We start from the raw sequence: 19,861 nt of genomic DNA on the forward strand, positions 1-19,861 counted from the left end.
TTTGTCTTACACGCTACCGGAGCGGGTCTTACATGCCGGAAGCTTGCATTTTTTGCGAGAATTGTTCAATCGTCAGCGTATCGGTAGGCAGAGGCTGCAGGTTAGCCTTCTTGTTGATATTGCTGTACTCGGTTTTGATTTTCGTACCGACCTTGATCGTACCCTGCTTTTCATCGGTGATGTCCAGGTTGGCGTTAATTTCTTGATAAGCCGGGAATTTATCTTTGTTAATGGCCGTCAAAATGTTGAATTCATTGATCTTCAGCACTTTTTTCAGCTCGTCGATCGCCTTCTGGGTATCTTCCTTGCTCGAACCGGCGGCAAGTTCTTTCTTTGCCTTCTCGATTTCGGCCGGATCGACTTGAAGCATGTCTTTATACTTGTCGCTGGATACGAGATCCAGAAGCTGCGGAGCTACTTTCTCGACAATCGTTTTGATCGCGGGTTCCAGGTTTTCATTGGTAATCTGGAATTTCACGACCTGATTCGCGTCTACGCTCTCGGGCAGTCCCGCGTTTTTCTTGTCGACATCGACAAAGTATGTTTTTTCGTCAAAGTTGGTCGTAAAGATTTTCATCGCTTCTTGGCCGAACTCCTGCTGTTTCTTCACGTCGATGGCATTTACGTTCACTTTGCCTTCCGTCGTCTGATTCAGCTCGTTGACATCCACGACGATGTATTTACCCACAGCATCTTTAGGAATAGGCAGAAGCGGAATGTTCGGAACTTTCACATACATCTTGTCTTTGGTCATGACCATAGGAAGGGAAATTTTCATCGGCATGTCGCCTTTGAGGTTAGCTTCCAGCGTCATTTCCAGCTGCATAGGATCAGCCTGGTAAACACCTTTAGCCGTCACATCCAGGTTTTTCAGGAAGTTGGCTCCCATCGCCAAGTTCGGATCCGCTTTAACCGCGGCTTCCGGGAAATCCAGGTTCAAGGTCATATTCATGTTGAAATCCGCACTGTTCATCGTTGAAGCAGCGGTATAGGATTCCTCCAAAGCCGTCTTCGGTGATTCTTTCTTGCCACAACCCGCCAATACCATAGTAAAAGTCAGCAATAATACGAGTACAGACATCCAAATTTTCTTGTTCACACGATTTCTCCTCTCTCTATCCCTCACGATAATTAAGAACATGAACGATTATAATACAGCTTTCAAAGGAAGCAAAGACAAAAATTTGTATAAAGGAGGAAATTGAAGAAATCCTGCCCTATTTGGAGTTAACCCGAAATGGAAAGGTGTGAAACGCCAAGAACGGTTTATTTTGGAAAATAGAGCCTCATTCGGCGGGTAGAACCGGATGAATGTCCGGGTCAGAAGGTTTTTTCACGGGATATGCACATACAGGCACGGAATAAATCGAACCTTTTCCGCAAAAAGCGCGAATATATAGCAGAACGCTTTATGAAGGAGGTAAAACCGGGGGTTGCAAAATGGAATGGAATGAATTGAAAAGAGCAAAGAAGGCGTCCGCTCCGTCTCCTGCGGTTTATCTCCGGCAATGCTGCTGCCTTCTCTCTCTTACGGTTAACGCATGAAACGAAAAATGCCCTTCTCCCGGACGGCGGAGTCGGGCCCCGGGCAGGAACCGTCGGGTATCCCGGATTCAATCTTCGTCGGGATTTTCCCATTTTCTGGAGTACGCCTTATTGGTGATCCAAATCGTTGCCCATAAAATCAGACCCGCCAAAGCCAGGCCGATAATCAGAGATGCGATCATCATAGCTGCTGCCTCCCTTCTCGTTACCCCCATTGTAGCGAATGAAATGGCAAGATGATAGTGTTTTCACCGCTTAGTCACAATTGCCCAGCATTGGGTTTTTCGATCCGCTTAAGGTATAATAAAATAGGTTGTATTCCGGGCCCGTCCCGAATAAGGATGCGCCTTTTTTTAATTCAAGGAGGAACTACCATGACCCCGAAAAAAAGAATCACCCGGCTTCTGATCCTGGCTTCCGCCGTCGCACTCTTCGCCGGCTGCGAGAGCAGCAAGGAAGCGGGCGGGAACTCCCCGTCCGCCACGTCGAATCCGGGTATGTCAGCGGTAACTTCGCCTTCCGCAAATCCGTCCTCGACACCGGGAAGCACGAGCAAGCCGACGACTTCGCCGACACCGACTCCATCTTCCAAGGGAACCGGAGCCGGCAAAGGAACGGATGGCTCGGAGCAGGTGGCCGCCAAGCCGGAAAGCATGACCGTGCTGGTTAACAAACAATTCAAGCTTCCGGACTCGTACAAGCCTTCCGATCTGGTGTATCCGGATGTGAATTTCGTATTCGCCGAAAAAATCGAAAAGCGCATGATGCGCCAAGAAGCCGCCGGCGCGCTGGAAAAGATGTTCGCCGCGGCCAAGCAAGACGGAACACCGCTGGCCGGCGTGTCCGCTTACCGCTCCCATTCCACGCAGACGACCCTGTTCAACCGTTACGTACAAAAGGACGGCGAGGCCGCGGCCAAGAAATACAGCGCCGTACCGGGACACAGCGAGCATGAAACGGGACTGGCCATAGACGTTTCGGGAAGCACAGGCAAATGTGCGGCCGAAGACTGCTTCGGCGGAACGCCAGAAGCCAAGTGGCTGGAAGACCACGCCCACGAATACGGGTTTATCATCCGTTATCCGAAGGGCAAGGAATCCGTCACCGGCTATCAGTACGAACCGTGGCACCTGCGCTATGTAGGCACCCAAATGGCCAAAGATATCAAGTCGAAAAACACGACGATGGAAGAGTATCTGAACGCCGTACCGGTAGCGAAGTAACATCGGATTCATCGAACGGACCATAGAGCCTGCCGAATCCTAACGAGAAAATGCCGTCCCTTTTTGAGGGGCGGCATTTTTTTTGCGCTCAGGCGGGCTGCTGCGGCATGACGAAGCTAGAATTTGCGGGAGGTTGCATCGTCTCCGGCCTTTAACGCGTACCGGCATGGAAAGTAAGAGTCGTTCAGGAACTGCGTCCCGGAAACGGCAATTGATTGACATACAATTCTCGCTTGCTCCCGCAGGCAAGCCGCCGAACCCGCCCGGCGGGGACGAATGACGCTAACAGTCTCCCACCACAAGCGCATAGACAATGCCGGGACCGTGCACGCCGATGGTGAGGTCGTTCTCAATATCCGCCGAGCGGCTCGGGCCCGATACGAAGTGGATCCCGGCCGGCCTCGCTCCGGCCGCCAGTCCGTCAAGCGGACGGAGCACCTCGCCGAGGCGCATTTTCAGCCGGCTGGCGGGAACCACCGCGACGAGGACGGCCGGGAGCAGGCTGACGCTCCGGCCTTTGCGGGGCGAGGACATCAGCACGACCGTCCCGGTATGAGCCGCGGCGCAGTCGGCCGCCACAAGCCCGATGTCGGCTCCGGCCGCGTCTGCCAGCATGGCCTCCTTCTCCGCGTCCGAGGCATGCTCCGCGTTCCAGACGGTGAGGCGGTCGAGTCCCTCCGTCGTCTCCAGCACGGCCGCTATCGCCTCCAGCTCGGGCTGGTCTTGGCGGATGACCTGCCTCGCCTCCAGGTCGCGGATCAACTGCCGCACGAAAGCGGCCGCTTCCTCCATGGAGCCCAGCTTCTCGGCATGGCCGCCCGCCTTGCGCCAGTTGTCCATAAAGAGGCGGATACGCGCCTCTTCGTCCAAATCTACGGCGTTCCAGAAGTCCGGCGCTCCCCGGAACGGTCTTGCCGGGGGCTCCGTTATCCGGGAACGCCCCAGCCGGGAGGCGATGCCGCCCAAGAACGCCTCCTGCTTCCGCCTGGACTCGGCTTCCAGCCTCTTCAGGAAATCGGATGCGGATTTACTCATGGCGGCCGCCCCCTTTCCGGCGGGCGTCCAAAATCCGCTCCATGCGGCGCTTCACGTCCGCGTCCATCTCCGGCAGGCTTCCGGCGGCTTCTTCGGCAAGGCTTTTCCAGTCCTCGCGGAATGTTTTCGGCGGAAGCGCCGGGGCGTAGCGGTGCGCGTTCCAGCCCTTGAGCGGACCGATTCTCGCTTTGATCACGCCGCCGCGGGCCACGAACCGCTGGCCGAATCTGCCCAGCGCCGCAACCCGCCTCAAGCGCTTGGCATCGGCCATGACATAACCGAAAGCGGACATTCCCGCCTTCTCCACCGCATCCCCGTGGCCCTTCTCGACCTTGCGGCCGCGTAAATAGACCAGCATGTCGTGCAGCGGGATTTTGACCGGACAAGCCTCGTAGCAGGCGCCGCACAAGGTCGAAGCGCCGGCGATATCGTCCCACTCGGCCGTGTTCCGGTTAAGCGCCGGGGTGAGGACGGCCCCGATCGGACCGCTGTAAGTGCCGCCGTACGCATGCCCGCCGATGTGCCGGTAGACCGGGCAGGCATTCAGACAGGCGCCGCAGCGGATGCAGTTCAGCAGCTCCTGGAAATCCGGGTCTCCGAGCTGAAGCGAGCGCCCGTTGTCCAGGATGATAACGTGCATTTCCTCCGGACCGTCCCCGTCCGGCTCTCTTCTCGGCCCGGAGATGACCGACATGTACACGGTCAGCTTCTGTCCGGTGGCCGAGCGCGGCAGCAGCGTCGCCATGACCTCCAGATCGTCCAGCGTGGGAATGATCCGCTCCATTCCCATGAAGGTGATCTGCGTCTTGGGGACGGTGCTGACCATCCGGCCGTTGCCTTCGTTCTCGAAGAGAACGATCGAACCGGTCTCGGCGACGGCGAAATTGCAGCCGGTCATGCCGATGTCCGCCTCCAGGAACTTCTCCCGCAGCTTCCGGCGCACAAAGCCGGCGAGCACGGCCGTATCGGGCGGGAGCGTTTCGCCCGCTTCTTCCGACAGCAGCTCCGCAATCTGGTAGCGGTTTTTGTGGATCGCGGGAATGATGATATGAGACGGCGCTTCCCCCGCAAGCTGGATGATGTATTCGCCGAGGTCCGTCTCCACGGCTTCAATGCCGAGCTCTTCGAGCGCGCGATTGATGTGAATCTCTTCGGATACCATGGATTTGGATTTCACGACGCTCTTCGCTTTTCGGTGACGGGCGATCTCCATCGTAATCGAGACCGCCTCCTCCGCCGTCTCGGCGAAATGGACATGGACGCCCTGCGCCCGCGCATTTTCAACGAAGGCGCCAAGATAATAATCGAGATGAGCAATCGTATGCAGACGGATCTGCCGTCCCCGCTCCCGCCATTCTTCCCAGTTTCCCTGCTCGGCGGCCGCGTTCAACTTGCCGGTTTTCAGGCGCTCGGTCGTGAATTTGACGGCTTTCCGCAGGAAATCGTTGTTAAGCGCGATTTTCGCCCGGTTTTTCACACTGTTCCTACCGTTAGACATGCTCATCGGCCCGTCTCACTCCTTCCTCCAAAAGTTCCGCCAGATGCATGACCTTAACCGGTCTGCCTCTGTATAGCAGGTTCCCGGATATATTCATGAGGCAGCCCATATCGAGACCGACGAGCACCTCCGCTTCCGTTTCCAGGACATGATCGGATTTCTCCGCGACCATCGCGCCCGATATGTCGCTCATTTTGACGGCAAACGTGCCTCCGAACCCGCAGCAGTCCTCCGCATGCGGCAGCGGAACAAGTTCAAGGCCGCGCACATGCTCCAGCAGGGAGGCCGGTTCGTCCTTAATGCCAAGCAGCCGCGTGCCGTGGCAGGACGGATGATAGGTGACTCTGTGGGGAAACACCGCGCCGAGATCCGTAACGCCCAGCACGCCGACGAGAAATTGCGTAAACTCGTACGTTTTTTGCCGGAGGGCTTCCGCCTTTGCAAGCATCTCCGGATCATCCTCAAACAGCTTCGGATAATAATGCTGAACCATGCCCGTGCACGAGCCCGAAGGCGACAAGACAAAGTCGCTGTCGTCAAACGCTTCCAGCAGAGTCCGGGCCGACTTGCGCGCATCGTCCCAGTAGCCGCTGTTAAAAGCCGGCTGTCCGCAGCAGGTCTGCACCTCCGGAAAATAAACCCGGATGCCGTACCGGGCGAGCAGCCGCACCATTGCCTGCCCGACCCGGGGATACACGAGATCGCTCAAACAGGTGATAAATAAGGAAACCTTCAAGATGAATCGCCCCTTTCGATTGAAAGCGCTCTCTTTTATATAGAAGAAATACGTTTCGATGATTGAAAAAAAAGCCCGTTCCGCTCCGCGAACAAAATGGGGGAACGGGCAGGGCAAGACGCGGCTCGGCGGTTCAGGTGAGCCGAGTAACCTTTACGCCTTTCTCGCGCAGGGCTTCCAGGCTGTCCGCACTCGTCGACGAATCGGTGATGACATGCCCGATCCGCTCCCATGAAGCGACGTGGGCAAACGACTGCAGGCCGAACTTGCTGTGGTCCGCCAGCAAAAAAACTTCGTCGGAGATGGCGACCATTTTGGCTTTGACCAGCGCCTGCAGCTCGCTCGATTCGGAAATGCCGCGTGCCGTATGCACGCCTTTGCACGACAGGAACGCTTTATCCACATGGTACGTATCCAGGGAGCGTTCGGCCAGCGGACCGGCGTAGGAAAGCGACTGGGGGAGAAGACGGCCTCCGGTGGAAACGACCTGTATTTTTTCCTTGGAGCTGAGCTCCACGGCGACTTGGATCGAGTTGGTCAGCACCGTGAGCGGTTCGTCCGGCAAAATTTGCGCCATATACCACGCCGTCGTGCTAGCATCGAGTATGATCCGGTCGTTCTCCCGGATATGCTTGACGGCTTCCCGGGCGATGCTCCGCTTGAGGTCCGCGTGCACCGTTTCCCGTTCCTTGAACGGAATCTCGGGCTGGGATTCTCCCACGCGGACCGCCCCGCCGTGACTGCGCATCAGCCGGCCTTCGCTCTCCAGCTTGTCCAGATCGCGCCGGATCGTTTCCTCGGTGACTCCGCACAGCTCGCTGAGCTCCGTCACCCGTATGCTGCCTCTTTCATTGACCAGCGCGAGTATTTTCTGCCATCTTTCCGCTACAAGCATCGTGCATCCTCATTTCATGGTTCCATTCTTGCCGAGGCGGACCTGTCTTCTGCCGTACGCACGGGTGCAGGCAGTCCGGGCTTCGCCTCTGTTTCTTTTATTGTACAATATCGGGCGGGAAGGGACTAGACGAAAGGCCTGGCAAACCCGCCGCCCCCTCCGGCTATCGCGTAAACGCCGCCGGAACGCCGCCGTCTACGGTCAGCATGCAGCCGGTCGTCTTCTCCGATTTCGACGAGGCGAAGTAAGCGATCGCTTCCGCGATATCGCGCGGATAGACGTTGACGAGCAGCGTCGTACGCCGGCGGTAATACTCCTCCAGCTGATCCGGCTCGATGCCGTAAGCCGCGGCGCGTTCGCTGCGCCAGCCGGAATTCCAGATGGCCGAGCCCTGGAGGACGGCATCCGGCAGCACCGAATTGACGCGGATGCCGTAAGCGCCTCCCTCGGCGGCAATACAGCGCGCCAGGTGAATTTCGGCGGCTTTGGCGGTGCTGTAGGCGGAAGCGTTTTTGCCCGCGTAGACGGAGTTTTTCGAGCCGACGAATACCATGCTGCCGCCGGTTCCCTGAACCTTCATGATCTTGAACGCTTCCCTCGCTACGAGGAAATAGCCCGTTCCCAGCACATTCATGTTCAGGTTCCATTCTTTCAGTGTCGTATCTTCAAACGGGCTCGATGTCGCCAGACCGGCGTTGTTCACGATGATGTCCACCCCGCCGAAGGCAAGGACGGTTTCCTTGTATGCTTCCGCGACCTGTTCTTCGCTTGTAACGTCCATTGCGGCGGCTATGACGCGTCCTTGCCCGTACTGCCGGTTAAGCTCCGCGGCCAGCGTCTGCGCCCCCTCTAAATTCAGGTCGGCCAGCACGACATGGGCGCCGCCCTTCAGCAGCTCGCGCGCGGCCGCGCCGCCAATACCCCCCGCTCCGCCGGTAATGAACGCCACTTTCCGGGAGAATTCGGCTTCTGCCGGGGCGAGTGTCAGCTTGTATAGCTCCAGCGGCCAATATTCAACGTTATAGGACTCGTTTTCACTCAGCGAAACGAAGTTTCCGAGCGCCGTCGCCCCCCTCATCACGGCGATGGCACGATGGTAGAGGGCGCCGCTCACTTGGGCCATTGCCCGGCTTTTGCCCGTATTCACCATCCCGAGGCCCGGAATCAGAATCACTCTCGGCGCCGCCTCGAACATCACGTCACCCTCGCTCCTGTTGCGGTCGAAGTAGGCCCCGTACGCTTCCTTGTAAGCGGCGATGCCGGACTTCAAAGCTTCGATAAGTGCCGGAATATCCGCCTCGGCGGGATTCCAATCCACATAGAGCGGCTTCATCTTCGTATGAACGAGATGGTCCGGACAGGCGGCCCCCACCTGGGAAAGCGCCTGCGCCTCGCGGCTGTTCACGAAAGCCAGCACATCTTCCCCGGCATCGGCCGTCAGCAGCATCTTCCGTTCTCCGCCGACAGCTCCGCGGATGACCGGCAGCACCTGCGCGAGGATCTCTCTGCGTGCGGAAACCGCCAGCGTTTCGTACTTCGCGCCGCCGAACAGCTCAGCGCGGTTCACGCGCGATTCGATGAAATTTTCCGCCTCCGAGATAATCTCGATCGTCTTCTTGTAGCAGGCCGCCGATGTCTCACCCCAGGTGACCAGTCCGTGCTTTTCCATCAGGACAAGCTCGGCGGCCGGGTTGCCGCGTACGCCTTCGGCGATCATTTTCGAAAGGGTAAAACCCGGACGCACATACGGCACCCAGACAAACCGGTCGCCGTATATTTCGCGCGCCAGCTCTTTGCCGTTATCCGCGCAGCAGAGGGCGATGATGGCATCGGGATGGGTATGGTCCACATGTTTAAAAGGAAGAAATGCATGCAGCAGCGTTTCGATCGAAGCCCGCGGATGCCGGCCGTCTATCATACAATGTCCCAGATAGGCGACCATTTCTTCGTCGGTCATCTCCTCACGCTCCATAAGCGGACGAATATCGTCCAGGCGCAGGCCCGTGAAATTTTCCGCTTTCATGGTTGCAAGGTCCGAGCCGCTGCCTTTTACCCACATGACCTCGATTTCCCGCCCGCGAAAATCGGTGACCGCCGTTTTGGCCGAGGTGTTGCCACCGCCCCAGTTGGCGACCGTACGGTCAAACCCGAGCAGGTTCGACCGGTACACCAGTTCGTCCAACCCTTTCTTAACGCCTACCGCGATTTCCGCATCCCATAAATTTGCCGTCATTTTGTGCTCCTCCTCAGGAATTGAACGAATATTGTTTTGCTTTATTTTCGTTTGTTTCCTTTTATTTAATCGTATCATATCTTTATTTATTTTTGAATATTTATTTTTATGTTTGTTTTCTTTGAATAAATAAAAAAAGACAAAAACGGGGGCTCGTCCTGTCTTTGTCTTTATTTTATGGAGTTGTCTGTATACGTAGCGAGTTACGGGTTACGGCTTGCGGGTTAGCGGAAATGGTCCCAGAAGTCCCAGTATTTAAAATACTTCGTGCGCAGGAAATATCTCGACGGCAAATGGTCGGCCGGCAGACGGTCGCGCTTCCCCTGTTTCTGTTCGTCGCTTCGCTCCCTGTGCCCCGGCTGAGTTTCCGTACGGCTTGGCATCCGATTTTCCGGCTGCTTTTCGACCTGGTTTGCGTGCCGGCTTCCCGGTTTTGCTTGTGTACCATCCGTTCCTTCATTAGAATAGGCTTCCGTCCGGAGGTCAGCGCAGTGTCTGCCGCAGCCTGTCCCCTCTCCGCCGTTGAAAGCCCCCCTGCATGTCCCGTTCCGGCACATGGCGTTCACCTCTTTTGTCGAATTAATCGCCCCGTCAGTTTAAGAGTTTGCCGTCAGTTCCGGCTTCGACTCCGTTTTGCGGGAAGCCCACAACCGGTAAGGAATGATCAGGGCCAGACAGACCAGAAACAGCGCGTAGAACTGCGGATTCGGAAACCGGTTGATCCGGAAGACCGCGTCCAGCAGGGCGACGAAAAAGGCAAACGCGATACGGGCGCTTCTTGTCGCAGGCGTGGACTTGGGGTCCGTGATCATGAAGAAGGCAAACAGTTGAAGGGAGGCGCCCATGAGGGGCCCAAGGGCCGCAAACAAAGGCGCTCCGAAGAAGAAATGCCGCACGAACGCAAACAGCGTAAAGCTCCCGAGGAAAGCCAGCACCGCGTCGAGCCGGTTGGCGATGTAGCACACCACGATGCCCAGGCACAAGATCAGAATCATGACGCCGATCCCGTTCGTCCACTGCTTGGGGGTACTCACCGCATACTGGGGCAGGGAGTAGAGCATGATGACCATCGCCACGTTGTTGGGGTTGAAAATATGCCCGCCCTTAAAGCGGATGGCATATTTCAGCGAGATCGCGATGACGGCGGTGAGCGCGTAAGGCCACAGCTGATTGGAGCTGAGCAGCAGAGAGATGCCGATTCCCGTGATCAGGGCGCTGAGCGGAAACATCCACGTTTTATTTTTTAACCGGTTCAAAATGATTTCCGTCCCCGTGCAACAAACGACGGCCGCAAGAACCGCGTCCCATTTCTGAAAAAAGCCCAAGTACACTTGCCCGGCTATCGCAAAGCTGCTGAGGAACACCAGAATAAAGTATCTCGGGTCAATCCGGTAATCCCGCCAGGATACGACCGAACGCAAATGCGTATTCATTTCGTTGCGCATGCAATTCCTCCGTTATTTCGTAATGGTAGAAATCTGAAACCGTCTGTAAGGGGCGAAACGGGCCGACTTCCGGTTGATGCTTTTCCATTCCACTTTGTAGTTCCCTACCGTGCCCTGCTCGTGGTCGCCCAGAAGTCCCTTGAGCTTGTTTTCCGCCTCCGTCTTGCGCAGCGCCGCCGCCCTTTCTTCCTCCGCCCCCTGCCGGTACTGTCCGATCCACCGCTCCGCCTCTTCCGTCAAGGGCACGGAGGAGTTCCGGCTCGTCGCCGGGGGATACAGCCGGTTCAGCAGATCGGACGAAGCGTCCGTTCCGTCGAAGGCCGGCGGTCTTCTTCGCAGGACATGCTCGTTCCAAAATACGGCTTCCCGGTCGATAAGCCGCCTGATCCGCTCTTCGCTGCGCTCCAGACGCACCGTACGGAACTTGTTGCCGCCGATCAGAACGGCTACCCACCAGTGGTCCGCGCCCGTAACGGCCATATAGTGCTGGCACTGAAAATCAATTTTCGCGGGAACCCGGCCGTCCTCCCATTCTTCCTTACTGAATTCGCCGGTTGATTTGCATAGGAGGCCAGCTTGAGAGCCGATCACCCAGCGGTCCAGGCCGGCCAGCATAAAAGAGTGCTCCGGGTGCTGAAAAATCCAGTTTCTTCTCATCACCCGGTGTCCGGTCCGATCCGTAAATTCCCGTGCGATAAAATCTTTGAGCTTACTGCCGAGCTTCATCGCTTCTTTCTCTTCCGCAGGAGGCAGTTCTCCGGTTTTGTCCAGGTAAACTTCCAGCGCCGTTTTCCATTTGTCCGCTCCGCAGACGGCTCCCGCATCACTGCCGCCGATTCCTTGCCTCCGCCAGGCCAGCCATTCCTCATCAGACACAGCCCGGGTATTCACAAGCTTCTTCGCACGCATACCCTCACTCCTTTACACCGGCAGCTCCCGCTGCGGTTACGAGCTATTTTTCCTTAAGCAGACTCCGCACCGTATCCATCCATCTCAAGTAATAATCCGCTTCCGTATCGTCCTGCCCCAACAACTGCACGGCCTCGTGGACACGGTCCACAAATCCGGTGACTTTGAGAATGACGGGATAGGTGTATCTCTCCAGTTGTTCGTCCCAGTAAACGGGGTCCTGCAAACGGCGCGCCTCCCAGCCGAAGGCAAGCCCCTGCCGGAAAGCAGGCCGGTATTGCTCCGGAATCTGTTTATCCGCATGGGCCGCAAACGCAAGCTGATCGAAAAAACTGTAAGCTGCGGCTAGCCCTACTCCACTATATGCATCGCGTCTGAATTCAGCAGGCAAATTTTCCAGTTCGGCAGCGGTTTTTTGTAAATCGAATTCCGTCAAAAACCATAAACAACGGCCGAAGCCTTGGTAACAGACGCGCTGGTAGGAGAAAGGAAAACGTTGAAATTTCTGAATTATCTGTTTATTTTTCTTGTAGTGAAACAATGCCGTTTTAAATCCCGCTCCGTCGAACACAATGGGCGCGTATCTGGGATGGAGCTGCTTGATCCAGCGCTTGTATCCCCCGTACCGGAAGCCGTGCCGGATCGCGAGATACCATCCGAGTCCCACGTAATACTGATACAGATACCCCGGCGAGAGCCTATGAATGTAAGCTTCGAAACGCCTGCCCCCGGACGGGAATAATGCGGATTTCACGCCGAGTCCCATGCCGGCCCCTTCGTAAGCGAAGCCTCTGTAGAACGGTTCAAAACGGTTGTCCAGCTTCGCACGCAGCCCCGACATCGGCAGTACCGGTTTCAAAGCCCAGTTGCTGCCGGACAAGAACGCTCTTAAAATCTGCGGAAATTTTCGGTCGTAATGGACATTGTGCGTGAGCGGGAATTTGGCAACCATCTTCGGGATGCTGCGGTGAAAAGCTTTTAAATAAATAAAGGGAGCAAGAACGGCCAGGAACGCCCCGATTGCCGATGCGACTAAAATAACCTGCATGGATCCATCTCCTCCGCTTTCCTTGTGGCTGAAACGGTTGACGCGTTTTAGAAGACAGTGACCTGCTTATTTTCTTCATTTCCCTCCTTTTTCTGCTTATTGCGAAGCGGCTTTGTTCAATCGGTAGACAGACGGGTTAACCCCCACCTTCCTTTTGAAAATTCTGCCGAAATGAGTCAAGTCGTTGTAACCTACCGAGAAGCAGACATCGGTCACAGGCTCTCCCCTTTGCAGAAGAAGTTTTGCTTTCTGAATACGCTTATTCATCACATATTCTTTGAAGCCCGTGCCCACATACTTCTGGAACATCCGGGAATAATGGCACCGGCTGACGTAAATTTGCGAAGCGACTTTCTCCAGATTCAGATCGTTCTCGCATATGTTTTCGTCGATGTAGGCCAGCGATTCCGCGAAAAGCCGGTTATCATGGGAAACTTCTTCATTCTGGGCCACCATATCGATCAGAGATATTAAGGAAGATAAGCTGATTTTATCGGCTCCGGCTAACGCGAGCAGAGGGCTGTTGATTCGCAGCTCGTTCACGTTCCAGGTTCTCGGAAAGGCCGGCTCGAAAGTAAGAAATACGATCAGTTTGTAGTGCGCCTGCTTGACCAGTTGGAGAGCGGAGTTAAAATCGACAAACTCGGTCAACTTCACTTTTTTGGAAAGAAGCAGCAAATCCGCCAGGTAATCTTTACATTTCTCGGCTTTATGTACAAAGACCAGCAAATCCACTTCGTTCATCCCCCTCTTGGTATTGGCTTTTATTTCATAAAATAGCGATAAATAATAAAAAGATTTATTAAATGCTTCTGTAATAAATTTTACCAATAATCATTTGTCGGTGATCTGCTTGAATTGTTGCCTATCCGTCTTTTTTTGTCATGAAGTTTCACATCCTAGGAAAAAGGTAGGTATATTCATTCAAATTTCATTTGGAGGAAACTGGTAAAGAAAATTATAAACGCTTATGCGTGTGAAAACAAGGATAAAATTCGAAAATGCGTATTTTTGACTATTTGTAAGCTAGGAAGAAATAGCTATTTTCTGAAACTAATGTTTGATATACTATTAGAACATATGTTTGTTGGTTGTTCTGGAATATGCCGAATTGGGGGCTTGAAAATGAATGAAATTAACCAACGCATCAAAGAGCTGCGGTTAAAGCACAACTTAACCATGGCCAAGATGGCCGCTATGATCGGAGTTTCTCCGGGAAACATCAGTGATTGGGAAAATGGCAAAAAAAAATCGACCCCTACTGCTAGAGCATTGATCTCCATTTCCAAACAATTCAACGTCTCCCTTGATTGGCTGATGACAGGTACGATTCCCGATTTTCCATCTAACTTTATCCCCTTCCCTCCTACCGAGAAAAGCCATCCACACATAGATGCGTTGTATGATGTCGCCGGGCAGCTTGAGGAGGAAGATTTTGTTCTCCTGCAGACGATGGCCGCTCATCTTGCAAACAAGAACCGGGCTCAGATGCCGGGTGATCCAGATCTATACCGGTCCGGGAAGGTGCGGGCCGCTTCCATCCAATCGGGCAGCGAATTCCGTGAAACTTCGCTCTCCGCGGAGTATTACGTCCGGCTTCCTCTGATCGGTAAGGTTACGGCAGGCAGTCCGATCCTGGCTGCGGAGAATATCGAGGAGTATTTCAGCGTCCCCAAAAATCTGGTGGGCCAGGGAAAACATTTCATCCTGCGGATTCAAGGGGAAAGCATGATCAATAAAGGAATCGAGAACGGCGATCTGGTGCTCGTCCGTCAACAGTTATCGGCGGACAACGGGGAAGTGATCGTCGCTTTGATCGACGGCGAAGAAGCGACGGTGAAAACCTTCTTCAAGGAATCCAACCGCGTCAGGCTTCAGCCTGCCAACGACCGCTTTCAGCCTCTCTATCCGGCCAACGTAAGCATACTGGGCAAAGTCGTGAGCGTGCTGCGGGACGCCGAATAAACCGGCCGGGACGTCAACAAACGCCGTACAGCCGGCAACAAACGAGGAGTCCCGCCGACCTCCGTCATCGTATGCTAGTTTCATAACGGATGAATGGAGGGCTCGACTTGCCGTCGTTGGATCGATTTGATGCCGGACTGCCGGACCGTCAGGCAGAGGAACCCAGTCAAGTTACGGAATGCGCATTCGACAGATGCCGCAGCCCGATTTACGCCGGAGAGAAGAATTGGGACTTCGACCGGGACTGGTTTTGCAGCGCAGCCTGCATCGCCAGGCATTTGGGCGCCGAGAAGCGCTATGTGGAATAGCCGCCCGCCAAAAAGTCCGGGGGAACGGAAACTCCAAACGGAGCCGTCTTCCCCGGACTTTTTGGCGTGTAAACAACCGGCCATACAGCGGCTCTCCTCTTCCGGAGAAAAGTCCTCTACCCTGCCGCTGCGTCTTTAGACGGTTTAGGCGGGAATGCCCGTTTCCCCCGCTTTTTTGGCCAGCAGCAGCCTGTAAGGCACCCCGAGCAGGAGCGTGACCAGAAATGAAGCGTAAAACTGCGAATTCGTTATTTGATTCACACGCAGCCAAGCATCCGTAAAGGCGATCAGAAAGGCGAACAGAATCCTCGCTTTCCGGGTGGGCGGCGTCGTTTTGGGATCCGTGATCATGAAGAAGGAAAAAAGCTGAAAGGATGCCCCCATCATCGGACCGAAGGCGTAAAAGACCGGTTCTCCGAAAAGTCCGACTCGTATAGCAGCAAAGAAGGAAAAACCCCCGATAAAAGCCAGGACGGAGTCCAGCCGTTTCGCTTTATAGGCCGCGAAGAGGCCAAGAATCATAATGAGGCTCATGACCTCGATCCCGTTGGTCCATTGCTTGGGAGTACTCACGGCATAGGCGGGCAGAGCGATCAGCATGATCACCATCGCGACATTGTTCGGGTTAAAAATGTGGGCGCCCCGCAGCCTTACGAACTGCTTGATCGTTACAGCCAGAACGGCTGTCAGGACATAAGGCCATACGGCATAAGAGCTAAGCAGCAGAGAAATGCCGATTCCCGTAATGAGGGCGCTCAGGGGGAACGCCCACTTTTTCTTCAGCCAGCCGACCAGAACAAACTCTAGCGCGACCGCTGTAAGCACAGACGCGAAGAAGGAGTCCCATCTCTGAAAAAAACCGAGAAACAGCTGGCCTGCGGCAACAAAGGACAACAAAAACGCCAAAATGTACAATCTCGGATCTTTGCTCATCTAGTCCTTCTTTTCGGTCAGCCGCAAAATCTGGTTTTTGGGAACGTCCCGAAACTGCTCCACTCTTCCGCTGGGCCAGTGCACCGTGATCTTGTCCGCTTTGTCCGCCTTACCGAGGCCGAAGTGCAGACGCGGATCGCTCTGGCCGCCGAAGCTGTTGGCTCCGTCTTTTTCCATGACCGTTTCGACTCCGTTCACTTCAAAAGTCACCCTCGCCCCTATCGCGTCCCGGCTGCTCGGCGCCGTGCCGATCAGATCCAGCTTGATCCAATTGTTCTGATTGGTGACGGTATTCTCGTACACTCTGGCCGGTCCGCCCTGATTGGCGAACACAAGGTCGAGCTTGCCTTGGTTGCGGATGTCTATCGCCGAGATGCCGCGTCCGTCCTCTACGAAATCAAGCCCGACCTGCTCCGCTATATCCGTAAATTTATTTCCCTGCGGGTAAAAAAGAAACTTGTTCTCATAGCCGGAAAGACTCTTGTCGGCGAAAGCCGGCCAATTCTTCGTATCTTCGACGATATTGCCCGGTGTCGTTGCGAGTGTCCCGAGGTCGAACCAGTAATCTTTCTTCTTGCTGGCGGAAACAAACCCCGTCTGTACGACCAGACTCGAATTGCCGCTGTTGTCCAGATCCATAAAACGGGCCCCCCAGGAGAAGCCGGCCAAATTCACGCCCATTTCTTTGCCGCGGTCGATAAACTGTCCGTCCTTCTCGTGCCACAACTGATTGCCTTCCAGAATATACTGGGATTTGCTGACGTTGCTCACGTACATGGCCGGCTTGCCGTCATGGAAAATATCCGCGAAATCGACGTTCATTCCTTTGAAGGTATCATCTCCGATTCCCCTCGGTTGAACCACGGCCGTAAACTTCTTGCCCTGCTCATTCAAATACAGGGTATCGGGTCCGAAATCGTTGGCATTGTAAATATCCGGCCAGCCGTCGTTGTTCACGTCCCATGTCCCGGAAGCGAGGGTCCAGCCCGTATCGCCCACCCCGAGTTCCGCGGTGACGTCCGTGAATGTACCGTCCCCGTTATTCCGGTACATCACGTTCCGTCCGCCGTTGCGCGCCCTCTCGAAATCGTTATGCATAATCTTCGTCGTCGTCAAATTCCACAAGTCGTTCTTTTCGTGAAAATAACAAGACAGGTACAGATCCAGATTGCCGTCTTTGTTGTAATCGAGGACGATCGCCTTGTTAACGTAGCCTTTATATCCGACACCCGCCTGGTCCGTGACTTCCGTAAAAGTCCCGTTCCCGTTATTGTGAAACAGGCGGCTTTTGCCCCAGGAACCGACGAACAGGCTCGGATAACCGCTGTTATCGTAATCGAACCAGACGGCCGCTTCCGAGATTCCGTCCGTGTTCACATCCGCAAGCCCGGCGGATTCGGCCGTTTCGGTAAAGGTCCCGTCTCCGTTGTTGTGGAACAGGGCGTTCTTGGAGCCTTTGGCGGAGTTTATGAAGTAGAGGTCCATAAAACCGTCCCCGTCATAGTCCGCCGTAAACACGCCCGCTCCGGTCGAAGCCATCCAAGGCATAATGTTCGCCACTTTGGAGTCGAACGTCGGCTTGCTGTGGATGAATTTGACACCGGAAGCCTGTGTGGTCTCCTTCAACGAAAAGCCGAAATCCGTCCGGCTCTGCCCGGCGCCGCAGCCGGTGGCCGTTAAAAGCAGCGCCGTCGCGGCAAGCAGCATTTTGCTCAAAGGTTTAACCTGCATGTATTCTCCATCTCCCCATCCGTTCATAATGAGATCCGGCTCAGTTTTGTCCCGCCCTGCCTGTAATAAAGGTCAGAATATCCTCCAGGGTCCCGATGCCGCCGAGATCGTCTTCCGTCATTCTCACGCCGAATTCTCTTTCCAGGGTAACCACGAGTTCCAGGACAGCCAGAGAATCAATTCCGATTTCGGGCAGGGGTTTCCGCAGGAAAGCGTCGGCGTCCAGTTCTTCCACCGGCTCCGTAGAATCCAGAAGACTCACCGTTACTTCGATAATGCGGGATTTCACAGCTTTAACGTTCATGACAGTTCTCCTTTTCAATATAATCCTCCGTCCACAACCAGCACGGCGCCGTTAATATATGAAGCCTCCTCCGAGAGAAGGAAAAGGACGGCGGAGGCCGCCTCTTCAGGCGTTCCCAGTCTTCTCAGCGGGATGTCCTTTTCCAGGTCCCGCTTGCGGCGGGCAGTAATGGTCTCCAGCATGTCGGTGCCGATAAACCCGGGAGCAACGGCGTTCACCCGTATGCCCAGAGGCCCCGCTTCCTTGGCAAGCGCTTTGGTCAGTCCGATGACGCCCGCCTTGGATGCGGCATAATTGGTTTGTCCGGCCGCTCCGGCAATTCCGGTCACGGAGGAGACGTTCACCACGCTTCCCCGTGAAGCGGCAAGGGGACGGATGAGGTTTTTCAAAATGATATGCAGGGAGGTAAGGTTCACCTGAAGGACGGTGTCCCACTGCTCGTCGGCCATCCGGTACATCGGCGTATCCCGCAAAATGCCGGCGTTGTTGACGACACCGTGCACAGGCCCCTCTTCGAGCAGGTTTGCGACCATCTTTGCGACCGCAAGCTTGTCTGTAAAGTCCGCCTGCACGCAAGAGACACGCGATGAGTCATTTCCCGTCTCATCCAGGAGCGTTTCCGCCGCCTCCCGGTCCTTCGAGTAGGTGAACACTACGCGTGCGCCTGCCGAAACCAGCTGTTTAACGACGGCCCTGCCGATCCCCCGGGAACCTCCGGTCACCAAAATCGTTTTTCCTGCAAAACTGTAAGTCGTCGTTGCCATAGTCCCTCCTACTCCGGCTTGTTGAACAGCACGGCCGCGTGGAATCCGCCGTAAGCGGGTACCGATTTTAAGGCGGAAACCGTCTTTTTGCGCGCGGATTGCATCTGAACGGGAAGCTGCACCCTCGGATCGGCTTGTTCGTAATTCAGCGTACGAAGCAGAATTTCTCTTTTCATGCAGTGCAGGAGCAGTACGGTTTCGATCATGGCGCTCGCTCCCAGCAAATGCCCGAAATATCCCTTGAAGGAGGTCACGGCCGGAACCGGCCGGTTCAGACGGCCGAATGCGCGATGAATTTCGTTCGCCTCGTACCGGTCCCACAGGGTACTGCCCGATCCGTGCGGAACGATAACGTCAATTACCGTAGCCGTTCCGTGTCCGGCGGCCTCTGTGATGACCGACGCGTAGGAGTGCCTCGAAACGTCCGGCAGCGTCATATGCCAATGTTCCTGGAGAAATGCCCCTCCGCGGTAAACCGCCAGCGGCTCCGCCGGCCTTCCCGCCGCATGCTCGGCCGATTCGAGAATGATCGTGCCCGCACCGTCCCCAAGAATAGAACCGTCCCTATGCAGGTCAAACGGTCTGATTTTCATCTGTCCGGAAACGAACCCCTTCTCCTGCAGCCACAAATACTCCGATGCGTGCGCGTAATCCGAACAGGCGACGATAACGAGATCGGCGCTTCCGCTCGCAATGAGCATCCTCCCCAGCTCCAGGGCATACAAACCCGAGGCGCACGCGTTGTTTACGACATAGCCCGGGCCGTTCACCCCCAGCAGCTGAGCCAGGTAAAACAGGTAGGGAAAGGTCTGGATATTAAAAAATTCACGCCGGAACTCGTTAAAAAGCGGCATTTTTTCCGCTTGGTCCGTCTGTGGGGCAGTATCCTGATAGTGGATGAATTTATCCGTCAGCTTTACGGCGCCCAAATTCTCGTGACCGATAACGAGCCCGATTCTGCTGTCTCCGGTTATCCGGAAAGAGGCATCTTCGAGCGCCTGCCGGATGGACAGAAGCAGCATGCAGAAGTCCCGGTCGTCCAGCAGGTGATTTTCCGCGAGCCACCGCACGCTCTTCTCTTCCAGCCAATCCGACAGGTCGAAATCCGGCAGAGAAAAGACCGGATACTCCAGGCGGGTGCCGTCCGGAAAAGGATAGGAGCGGCGGGACGGCTCCGGCACAGAACCGGACAGCGCGGCTTGCCATACCTCGTGATTGGTCATGCCCAAGGAACACAACATGTTCGTTCCCGTAACCAGAACGCTAGTATTCTTCACGGTTATCTCCTC

At 55.3% G+C, this 19,861-nt stretch carries 19 protein-coding genes; 3 read left to right on the top strand and 16 right to left on the bottom strand.

The window, feature by feature from the left end:
* Window positions 1-28 precede the first annotated feature (28 nt).
* Window positions 29-1,099, bottom strand: coding sequence for a hypothetical protein (locus KVT34_RS15245; protein ID WP_217559618.1), 1,071 nt, complete (start codon window positions 1,097-1,099; stop codon window positions 29-31).
* An 820-nt stretch (window positions 1,100-1,919) separates the two neighbouring features.
* On the opposite strand from KVT34_RS15245, the gene KVT34_RS15250 reads away from it, so the two are divergent.
* Window positions 1,920-2,768 (top strand): M15 family metallopeptidase, encoded by an 849-nt coding sequence (locus tag KVT34_RS15250; protein WP_217559619.1) that lies wholly within the window; start codon window positions 1,920-1,922, stop codon window positions 2,766-2,768.
* Between the two features lie 282 nt (window positions 2,769-3,050).
* Here KVT34_RS15250 and KVT34_RS15255 read toward each other — a convergent pair whose 3' ends face one another.
* The 10 genes from KVT34_RS15255 to KVT34_RS15300 form a co-directional block, all read right to left on the bottom strand.
* Window positions 3,051-3,803, bottom strand: coding sequence for a LutC/YkgG family protein (locus KVT34_RS15255; RefSeq protein WP_217559620.1), 753 nt, complete (start codon window positions 3,801-3,803; stop codon window positions 3,051-3,053).
* The gene (locus tag KVT34_RS15260) at window positions 3,796-5,307 is read right to left on the bottom strand and encodes a LutB/LldF family L-lactate oxidation iron-sulfur protein (RefSeq protein WP_217559621.1); all 1,512 of its coding nucleotides are present in this window, start codon (window positions 5,305-5,307) and stop codon (window positions 3,796-3,798) included. The genes KVT34_RS15255 and KVT34_RS15260 overlap by 8 nt, the downstream gene beginning before the upstream one ends.
* The gene (locus KVT34_RS15265) at window positions 5,294-6,037 is read right to left on the bottom strand and encodes a (Fe-S)-binding protein (protein WP_217559622.1); all 744 of its coding nucleotides are present in this window, start codon (window positions 6,035-6,037) and stop codon (window positions 5,294-5,296) included. The genes KVT34_RS15260 and KVT34_RS15265 overlap by 14 nt, the downstream gene beginning before the upstream one ends.
* A gap of 133 nt (window positions 6,038-6,170) precedes the next feature.
* A complete protein-coding gene (locus tag KVT34_RS15270) occupies window positions 6,171-6,932 on the bottom strand; it encodes a DeoR/GlpR family DNA-binding transcription regulator (RefSeq protein WP_217559623.1) in 762 nt (253 codons plus the stop codon).
* A gap of 163 nt (window positions 6,933-7,095) precedes the next feature.
* Window positions 7,096-9,165 carry a bifunctional aldolase/short-chain dehydrogenase gene (locus KVT34_RS15275; RefSeq protein ID WP_217559624.1) on the bottom strand — a complete coding sequence of 690 codons (2,070 nt, stop codon included), beginning with the start codon at window positions 9,163-9,165 and terminating at the stop codon, window positions 7,096-7,098.
* A 224-nt stretch (window positions 9,166-9,389) separates the two neighbouring features.
* The gene (locus KVT34_RS15280; RefSeq protein ID WP_217559626.1) at window positions 9,390-9,722 is read right to left on the bottom strand and encodes a hypothetical protein; all 333 of its coding nucleotides are present in this window, start codon (window positions 9,720-9,722) and stop codon (window positions 9,390-9,392) included.
* A gap of 39 nt (window positions 9,723-9,761) precedes the next feature.
* The gene (locus tag KVT34_RS15285) at window positions 9,762-10,610 is read right to left on the bottom strand and encodes an RnfABCDGE type electron transport complex subunit D (protein ID WP_217559628.1); all 849 of its coding nucleotides are present in this window, start codon (window positions 10,608-10,610) and stop codon (window positions 9,762-9,764) included.
* A 12-nt stretch (window positions 10,611-10,622) separates the two neighbouring features.
* Window positions 10,623-11,519, bottom strand: a complete 897-nt coding sequence (locus KVT34_RS15290) for a YqaJ viral recombinase family nuclease (RefSeq protein ID WP_217559630.1) — start codon at window positions 11,517-11,519, stop codon at window positions 10,623-10,625.
* Between the two features lie 43 nt (window positions 11,520-11,562).
* Window positions 11,563-12,567 carry a DUF1702 family protein gene (locus KVT34_RS15295; protein ID WP_217559632.1) on the bottom strand — a complete coding sequence of 335 codons (1,005 nt, stop codon included), beginning with the start codon at window positions 12,565-12,567 and terminating at the stop codon, window positions 11,563-11,565.
* A 96-nt stretch (window positions 12,568-12,663) separates the two neighbouring features.
* A complete protein-coding gene (locus KVT34_RS15300; RefSeq protein ID WP_042229947.1) occupies window positions 12,664-13,302 on the bottom strand; it encodes a helix-turn-helix transcriptional regulator in 639 nt (212 codons plus the stop codon).
* Window positions 13,303-13,692: 390 nt separating this feature from the next.
* On the opposite strand from KVT34_RS15300, the gene lexA reads away from it, so the two are divergent.
* Together lexA and KVT34_RS15310 are read left to right on the top strand one after the other, a co-directional pair.
* Complete coding sequence (gene lexA / locus KVT34_RS15305) at window positions 13,693-14,532, top strand: transcriptional repressor LexA (protein WP_217559634.1); 840 nt, start codon at window positions 13,693-13,695, stop codon at window positions 14,530-14,532.
* A 107-nt stretch (window positions 14,533-14,639) separates the two neighbouring features.
* Complete coding sequence (locus KVT34_RS15310) at window positions 14,640-14,840, top strand: hypothetical protein (protein WP_042229541.1); 201 nt, start codon at window positions 14,640-14,642, stop codon at window positions 14,838-14,840.
* Between the two features lie 144 nt (window positions 14,841-14,984).
* On the opposite strand, the gene KVT34_RS15315 is transcribed toward KVT34_RS15310, so the two are convergent.
* From KVT34_RS15315 to KVT34_RS15335, 5 genes are read right to left on the bottom strand one after another with little or no spacing between them, the layout of a single operon-like run.
* Entirely contained in the window at window positions 14,985-15,773 is a 789-nt protein-coding gene (locus tag KVT34_RS15315) for an RnfABCDGE type electron transport complex subunit D (RefSeq protein ID WP_217559635.1), read from the bottom strand.
* Window positions 15,774-17,504, bottom strand: coding sequence for a CRTAC1 family protein (locus KVT34_RS15320; protein WP_217559636.1), 1,731 nt, complete (start codon window positions 17,502-17,504; stop codon window positions 15,774-15,776).
* 40 nt (window positions 17,505-17,544) lie between these two features.
* Window positions 17,545-17,808: an acyl carrier protein gene (locus KVT34_RS15325; protein WP_217559637.1), complete on the bottom strand. Its 264-nt coding sequence runs from the start codon at window positions 17,806-17,808 to the stop codon at window positions 17,545-17,547.
* A gap of 14 nt (window positions 17,809-17,822) precedes the next feature.
* The gene (locus KVT34_RS15330; RefSeq protein WP_217559638.1) at window positions 17,823-18,572 is read right to left on the bottom strand and encodes an SDR family oxidoreductase; all 750 of its coding nucleotides are present in this window, start codon (window positions 18,570-18,572) and stop codon (window positions 17,823-17,825) included.
* An 8-nt stretch (window positions 18,573-18,580) separates the two neighbouring features.
* Window positions 18,581-19,849 (bottom strand): beta-ketoacyl synthase N-terminal-like domain-containing protein, encoded by a 1,269-nt coding sequence (locus KVT34_RS15335; RefSeq protein WP_217559640.1) that lies wholly within the window; start codon window positions 19,847-19,849, stop codon window positions 18,581-18,583.
* Window positions 19,850-19,861 lie beyond the last annotated feature (12 nt).

It is taken from the genome of Paenibacillus sp. GbtcB18 (assembly GCF_019091125.1).
Lineage (GTDB): Bacteria > Bacillota > Bacilli > Paenibacillales > NBRC-103111 > Paenibacillus_F > Paenibacillus_F chitinolyticus.